We start from the raw sequence: 7,057 nt of genomic DNA on the forward strand, positions 1-7,057 counted from the left end.
ACTACTTCAATATAATTTGGTCGTATCCCTTCGGGATTTTATATGGAAAATTTAGCGGTCTGTTCAGTTCAAGGTTCCTATATTCCAAGGCTATTGACGTTTTATCCCGGTTCTCCAAGGCAACGATATGAATTGCATTGGGAAGAATTTTTCCAGAAATATCTTGATAGGTATATTTTGCGGAAAACTGTCTATCCTCTTCTGGTTGGGAAATCTCTTGGGTGGCAATTTTAAAATTCCCTGGTTCCAATTGAAACAGAATTTTGAATAATTCCCTGGCCTTCTTAGGTTTTAACTGATAATTCCCCTGACTTATTGTTGAAGCATATTTGTCGGTCCTTAAATCCAAAACCGCCTCCCCTAACAATAGGTTTTGCACCTTCCCAAAATCCAGATCCGTCCCCAAAAGGTCGCTTAGATAACTAAAGTCCCCATCAAAGTATTCGTTTTGAAGCTTGTTGTAAAATGAAACGCGATCTGGGGTAATGCGTGCCTTAACCATGCCCAAGGGGGCACTGATCCATATCACACTATCTTTCTCCATACGGAGGCTGACATTTACGCCTTGGGAGCTTTTCCCATCCGAATAATCAATTTTAACCCGACCACTCAATGTTTTAAAGTCGACCTGATTGGCGTAATGGTTTTCAATGATTTTCTTTGCCGAGATTCGATTGTCGACTTCTCCGGTTACCACGGTTTTTGATGATTTACATCCACTCAAGAACAAAATAGCCAACACCATGAATGTCGCTTGAAGTTTTCCTGTAGCTTTCTTTGACCCCATCATAGACCTGATTTTATCTTGTTCAAATATTCATTGGCCTTGGTTGGATTTCCGATGGCATTAAATGCATCCGAAAGTTCTTGGTAAATTTTATTCGCCAATTGGTCATCATCGAAAAGGTAATCCAATGCGCCCTCCAAAACCTCAATAGATTTTGATGGATTGGAAAGTCCATTTAGAGCAGCTCCATAGGCATAATGAAAATATGGTTGCAATGGATAGGCTTCCAATGCATCTTTGGCCATATTCTCTAATTTTGGATATGCCTTTTCAGCTAACAGCTTTTCCATTTGGGCCTTGTACCCATCCACGGGATTGTCTTCCGAAACCGTTTCTTGATTTTTTTGGATAGGTCGCGCTTTGCGCTGGTCATGGTCCAATGAATCTTGGATTTTTATGCTAAGTTCTTCGGCAAATGCTGTACTTCCCAAACCTTCCAAAACCTCTAAGGCATCTTTATATCTTTTCTTTTTGAAGTAAATCAGTGCGAGATTTTCTTGAAGCTTCCGGTTTTCAAATGGAATTCGTTCCTTAACTACCTCAAAAGGACTGTTTTGCTTCTCCATGATATTGACCATATTCTCCAAATACCAAAAATCCGTTGGTTTCGTCGTCAATGTTTGGATGGCATATTCTTGTGCTTGAACGTATTGTTTGTCCAGAAAATGGGTTTTTGCCAATTGATAGTCGATCACCTCATTTCCTGGTTCTAACTGTTTGCAGCTTAAAAAGAGGTTTATGGCCTTATCGTAGTTTTGGATGCTCTTCTGTTTTAAGGCTTCGAAGAAATTTTCCTGAAACTCATCGGTATATTCTTCCAGAAACAATTCAGAGCTTTCTTCTTCTTGGGTATATGTCAACAATGGACATGAGACCAAGAAAAAGATGACGATTATGTGATGTAACCTTATTGACATAAATATTTACTCCTCCCCAACATATTCCTGCAACAACGTAAGCTTCATATAATTCTCTCGCAGCTTATCAATCCGATAATTTGCCTTATATGCGCAACTCAAGTTTTTAGAATTGGTATTAACTTCAAACCAGATACCATATGAAAGTGCTTTTTTCTCATAGTTTAAAAACCACACTTCACTTGTATAATAATTTTCAATTGTATCAATCTTAACAGAAGATCCTACTGGGCAAAAGAAACCTCTTGAATTTTGCCTTGGAAATTTTGTTTTACTGATTAATGAATCACCAGTAATCTTAAAACTATACGGGATTTTTCTGTCCTCTTCACTTAGCAACTTTTTATCTTTTGGGTTTCTCAAAACCAAATGATTTTCATCGGATTCATTATAAGAAACCGCCCAATCACCAAAAAGCATATCTAAATTGATTTCCTCTTGGGCATGTAATCCCATAGATAATACAAAACTCAACAGATATGTTGTCACAAGCCTTTTCATTTTATCTTCCAGCTCTCTATTAAAAGGGGCAAATTCTATACCAACACAGAATAATCCCCAATGCTGATGGTCTCAAAATTACCATCAAAAACAACATTATTGCCAATCATGGCATTGTCCAAATTGGCATTGGTAATCTTACTATTGCTTTGGATCAAACTGTTCTTCACTGTTGAATTTTCCAAAACAGTATCAGCTCCTATCGAAACATATGGTCCTACGGTAACATTTTTAAGTGTTACGTTCTCCCCAATGAAACAAGGTTCTATGATATTGGCATTTTCTTGCTTCACCGAATTGGAAATCAAGTTTTCCCCATCTTTTTCCAAAAAGCCCAACATGCGTTGGTTGGTTTCAACGGTCACATTTTTATTGCCACAATCCATCCATTCGTCCACTGTTCCAGGCACAAATTTCATGCCCTTGTCCATCATTCTTTTAATCCCATCATTGATTTGGTATTCCCCGCCATTGATGATATCATTGTCCAGCACATATTGGAGTTCATTTTTTAGAACGCCTACGTCCTTAAAATAGTAGATTCCTATTACGGCCAAATCGGAAACAAATTCTTGCGGCTTTTCAACTAGTTCCACGATTTCACTTTTCTCGTTGAGGTTCACTACCCCAAACGCCTCTGGCTTGTCCACTTGCTTTACCCAAATGACACTATCAGCCGATTTATCTAGATCAAATTCAGCTCGAATCAGGGTGTCCGCATAGGCAATTACTGCCGGGCCACTTAGGGATTCTTTGGCACTCATAATGGCATGACCTGTTCCAAGAGGTTCATCCTGTCTATAAATTGATCCCTTGGCTCCCAGTTCTTTGGCAAGCTCCATAAGGCTGCTGACCACATCATCACCGAAAAACGCCGGGTCTCCTAAAATAAATGCAACTTCTTCAATAGGTTCTCTCAATACCTTGGCAATATCGGCTACCAATCGATGCACGATAGGTTTTCCCGCTACCGGAATCAAAGGTTTGGGGACAGTTAAGGTATGTGGTCGCAATCGGGAACCCCGTCCCGCCATAGGTACTATAATTTTCATCTTCTTTTAAGTATAATGCAGTTAGTGTTTCTTTTATTGTGTGCCAGTACTTCCAAATCCGCCGGCCCCTCTCGAAGTTTCCGATAATTCCTCCACCTCAATCCATTCTGAACGTTCGTGCTTGGCTATCACCATTTGGGCAATTCTTTCTCCATCTTCAACCACAAAATCCTCAGTGGACAGATTTACCAAAATCACCCCTACTTCACCTCTATAATCCGCATCAACAGTGCCCGGTGCATTAAGCACTGAAATGCCTTTTTTGGCTGCTAATCCACTTCGCGGTCTTACTTGAGCTTCATATCCTACTGGAAGTTCCATGAAAATTCCTGTGGGAAATATGGCCCTTTCCAGGGATTTTAAAGTAATGGGTTGGTCGATGTTGGCTCTTAGGTCCATTCCCGCTGAAGCTGTCGTCTCATAATGGGGTAATGGATGTTTTGATTTGTTGATGATCTTAACTTTCACGCTGTAGAAATATGGTCTTTAACTTGTCCCCCTCCATTTTGTATACTAACATCAAAAATAACAAAAGTAAAAGCCCCCCAGCTATTAAATTTCGGTTAAAAGCGTAGAACGAAAGCGCCGAAAACACCAGTGAAACGGAAATGTAAAACACAATTTTCCTCATATTGTACGGCACGGGGTAGTATTTCCTTCCAAAAAAATAAGACATCAACATCATGCTGCCATAAGCGGCCAGCGTGGCGAGGGCAGATGCCATATATCCTATTTTGTTGATAAAAGCCACATTTATGATTAAGGTAATCAACGCACCAATAGAAGAAATATATGCTCCAAATTTGGTCTGGTCGGTTATTTTGTACCAAACGGAAAGATTATGATAGATTCCCAAACAAAAACTGGCCAATAAGATAATGGGAACCACTTCCAACGCCTCCCAATAGGTTGAATTTCTAATTAACAGTTTGCCCAAAGGATTTATGAAAACAACAACGGCCAGAAGAATCACACTGCCTAAAATGACGAAATAATTAGTAATCTGGGCATAGGTCTTTTGTGGCTGCTCCGTTTTGGCGTGACTGAAGAAAAATGGCTCCACTCCCATTCGGAATGCCGTCCCAAAAAGAGTCATGAAAAGGGCCAATTTATAACATGCCCCATATTTACCAACTTCAGTTTCAGCAATTTCAGGCGGCAGCAATTCGGTCAGCAAAATTTTATCAAACACTTCATTGATGGTAAAGGCCACCCCTGCCACCATAATCGGACCGGCATATTTTAACATACCCTTCCAAGTTGGAAAATGAAACTTAAGCGGAACCTTAAAGTATGTAGGCAGCAACAACAACAAGGTAACCCCGCTAGCGATAATGTTCGAAATAAAAATGTATTGGATTTCCCATCCCTCTTTGTATATGGAATTCCAAATCCCATCGGAAGCTTGTTGGGCCAATCCGGGCAATATCAAAAGGAAAAAGACGTTGAACCCAAGATTGATGGCCACATTGACCGTCTTCAGGAAGGCATATTTCATTGGTTTTTCCTTCGCCCTGAGCAAAGCAAAAGGAATAATCACCAAGGCATCCAACACCAAGATATACGCGGTGAATTTGATGTAATCTACACTGATGTTGGTCAAGTTGGATAAGCTTTCCTTTACCGATAACGCTATCAAAAGAAACAATACAGAAGAACACGCCAGCGACACCAGCGACGTGGAAATCACACGCTCCTTTTGCTCACTTTTGTGGAAAAACCTAAAGAAGGCCGTTTCCATTCCATAGGCCAAAAAAACATTGAATATGGCAATCCAAGAATAGATGTTGATATACTGCCCATAGCCCGCGGCATCCTCAAAAACCGAGGTGTAAAGTGGAAGCAGAAAGAATGATAAGACCCTAGGCAATACCGTGGCCAAACCATAGATAAAAGTTTGTTTAAAAAGCCGTTTAAGTGGGTTCAAAGGAAGCTCCGTGTTATAATATCATCGCTAAGGAACGTACAAGTTACACAAAACCCTTTAGTTCTCCCCTTTATGGAACAATTTGTACCTTTTACACATACAAACAACCCAACCTATGAGCTCTCATTTAAAGTCAATTATTACAACACTTATATTCTTAATCGTCCTGTCTTGTGGAAACAAGAAACAGGAGACTCCCTCAACATTGGACGAAAAGCCAAATATCATTTTCATCATGTCGGATGACCACGCCTATCAGGCGATAAGTGCCTATGAAAATCATCTTATCCAGACCCCGAACATTGATCGCATTGCCAAGGAAGGAATTTTGTTTTCCAATGCTAGTGTTACCAATTCCATTTGTGCGCCCTCAAGAGCCACCATTCTAACCGGAAAGCACACCCACATCAATGGAAAAGTGGATAATTTGATGCCATTCGATACTACACAGGTCACCTTCCCCCAGCTGTTCCAGAAAGTCGGGTACCAGACTGCCATGTTTGGAAAGCTACACTTTGGAAACAATCCCAAAGGAGTGGATGATTTTATGATTTTGCCGGGTCAAGGCCATTATATCAATCCAGATTTTATTACCCAAAACGGCGATACCACCATTACAGGTTTTGCTACGGACATCATTACCGACCTTACCCTGAATTGGCTGGATCAAAAACGAAATCCTGACAAACCTTTTCTACTCATGTATTTGCACAAAGCCCCTCACAGACCATGGTGGCCCACTCCTGAGAAATTTAAGGAGTTCCGTGGAAAAGAATTCCCGTTGCCCAATTCCCTTTTTGATGACTATGCTAATCGAGGTTCCGCAGCCAAAACTGCGGAAATGAACCTTCTTACCCATATGAAGTATAGCTACGATACGAAGGTGTGGCCAGAGACCATTGCGAAAATGGATCAAGTACTTCCCGAAGTGCCTGATTTGGTAAATGCATTCAATAACATTATAGGCAGAATGACAACGGAACAAAGGGCCCAGTACAAACCTTTGATAGACTCAATCAGCAAGGATTTTGAGGAAAATTGGCCCACCATGACCGATGAGGAAAAAATGATTTGGAAATACCAACGGTATATGCAAGATTACTTGGCCTGTATTTCTTCAGTGGATGATAACGTGGGAAGGGTGCTTGATTATTTAGATTCTAGTGGATTGACCGAAAACACCCTGGTCGTCTATACTTCGGATCAAGGTTTTTACCTAGGCGAACATGGGTGGTTTGATAAGCGTTTTATATACGAAGAATCTTTTAGGACACCGCTCCTGATTCGTTGGCCCAATGCAATTGAACCAGGAATCACCAATGACGAAATGGTACAAAACCTTGACTTTGCCCAGACTTTTTTGGAAGCCGCCCAAATAGAAGTTCCAGAAGATATGCAGGGGGAGAGTTTGATGCCGCTTTTAAACTCTGAGAGTGATGAATGGACCCGCGATGCGGTATATTATCATTATTACGAATACCCTGCAGAACATGCTGTTAAAAGGCATTATGGAATCGCTACCAAAGATTACAAATTGACCCATTTCTATTATGATGTGGATGAATGGGAACTCTATGACCGCAGCAAGGATCCTGAAGAGATGTTCAATGTATACCATGATACTGCCTATGCAGAGATAGTGGTCGGGCTGAAGAAAAAATTAGAGAAGCTAAGAGTACACTATGGAGATTCTGACGAGCTCAACCAGCATTATATTGATTTGCATAATGAACGGATGGCCCAAAGACATTGAATAAAAAAAGGCCGCTTAATTAAGCGGCCTTTTTTAATGGTTTGTTCTTTTTCCTAATTGTTCAGCGCTTGCGAAATTCTTATTTGGCTGCACTGCGTTTCGCCTAATTGTTCAGCGCTT

The 7,057-nt window shown here is 40.6% G+C and carries 7 protein-coding genes; 1 reads left to right on the plus strand and 6 read right to left on the minus strand.

The window, feature by feature from the left end; genetic code table 11:
• Position 1: 1 nt before the first annotated feature.
• The 6 genes from lolB1 to BUC10_RS17270 are packed head-to-tail and all read right to left on the minus strand — an operon-like array spanning position 2 to position 5,184.
• On the minus strand, positions 2–790 hold the full coding sequence (lolB1, locus tag BUC10_RS17245) for a lipoprotein insertase outer membrane protein LolB1 (protein ID WP_073181999.1): 789 nt from the start codon (positions 788–790) through the stop codon (positions 2–4).
• Positions 787–1,704, minus strand: a complete 918-nt coding sequence (locus BUC10_RS17250) for a tetratricopeptide repeat protein (protein ID WP_131819097.1) — start codon at positions 1,702–1,704, stop codon at positions 787–789. The genes lolB1 and BUC10_RS17250 overlap by 4 nt, the downstream gene beginning before the upstream one ends.
• A gap of 6 nt (positions 1,705–1,710) precedes the next feature.
• The gene (locus BUC10_RS17255; RefSeq protein WP_131819098.1) at positions 1,711–2,193 is read right to left on the minus strand and encodes a hypothetical protein; all 483 of its coding nucleotides are present in this window, start codon (positions 2,191–2,193) and stop codon (positions 1,711–1,713) included.
• A gap of 47 nt (positions 2,194–2,240) precedes the next feature.
• Positions 2,241–3,257, minus strand: a complete 1,017-nt coding sequence (locus tag BUC10_RS17260; RefSeq protein ID WP_073182005.1) for a sugar phosphate nucleotidyltransferase — start codon at positions 3,255–3,257, stop codon at positions 2,241–2,243.
• A gap of 33 nt (positions 3,258–3,290) precedes the next feature.
• A complete protein-coding gene (dut, locus tag BUC10_RS17265; RefSeq protein WP_073182007.1) occupies positions 3,291–3,725 on the minus strand; it encodes a dUTP diphosphatase in 435 nt (144 codons plus the stop codon).
• Complete coding sequence (locus BUC10_RS17270; protein ID WP_073182008.1) at positions 3,715–5,184, minus strand: lipopolysaccharide biosynthesis protein; 1,470 nt, start codon at positions 5,182–5,184, stop codon at positions 3,715–3,717. The genes dut and BUC10_RS17270 overlap by 11 nt, the downstream gene beginning before the upstream one ends.
• 115 nt (positions 5,185–5,299) lie before the next feature.
• On the opposite strand from BUC10_RS17270, the gene BUC10_RS17275 reads away from it, so the two are divergent.
• Positions 5,300–6,937 (plus strand): sulfatase/phosphatase domain-containing protein, encoded by a 1,638-nt coding sequence (locus BUC10_RS17275; protein ID WP_073182011.1) that lies wholly within the window; start codon positions 5,300–5,302, stop codon positions 6,935–6,937.
• The last annotated feature ends 120 nt before the right edge of the window (positions 6,938–7,057 follow it).

Source organism: Flagellimonas flava, from assembly GCF_900129665.1.
Classification (GTDB): domain Bacteria; phylum Bacteroidota; class Bacteroidia; order Flavobacteriales; family Flavobacteriaceae; genus Flagellimonas; species Flagellimonas flava.